1 protein-coding gene is annotated in these 495 nt (G+C 45.3%); it reads right to left on the reverse strand.

All coding sequences use genetic code 11. From position 1 onward, the window contains the following. A partial coding sequence (locus tag ACLUWI_RS10275; RefSeq protein ID WP_412147238.1) for an IS66 family transposase occupies positions 1 to 495 on the reverse strand: 495 nt, incomplete at both ends.

Raw genomic sequence — 495 nt, forward strand, 5'->3', positions numbered from 1 at the left:
CTTTTGCCCAAACCTTTCGCCAGCTTCAATTACCCCACGAGCCATATGTTTACTGGTGATTGGAAGCCCGAGGCGTTCCCAATACTGCGTCTGGCGGGTAAACGGTACTGCCAGGCCGAACTTTTCAAAAAGTACTTCGGCGATTACCGAGCTTGAAAGGTAACTGTGTGGAAATAAAGGCTGTGGCGTCTTTGCCTGAACAAGTACATCATTGCCGGTTTCCGGATCTTGACAGTGTTCGCATCTAGCCGTTTCAGTACATACGATTTTGCAGCACAGGTGGGCAGGAACCAGTTTAACTTCACGATACTGTTCATGTTTACCGATAACCGTCATCATTTGACCGCATTGATCACAAGTCAGTTCTTGCTTACTCAGCTGATGAAGTTCTTCAACTTGTTCTAAGCAATCAAGCCATTCTTTACGTGATTCCTTTGATTTGCATTTTCTCTGATGACTGGTAACGGTAGTGGTCAACTTTTCGACTGTTGAATT

It is taken from the genome of Limosilactobacillus mucosae, from assembly GCF_046939755.1.
Classification (GTDB): domain Bacteria; phylum Bacillota; class Bacilli; order Lactobacillales; family Lactobacillaceae; genus Limosilactobacillus; species Limosilactobacillus mucosae_A.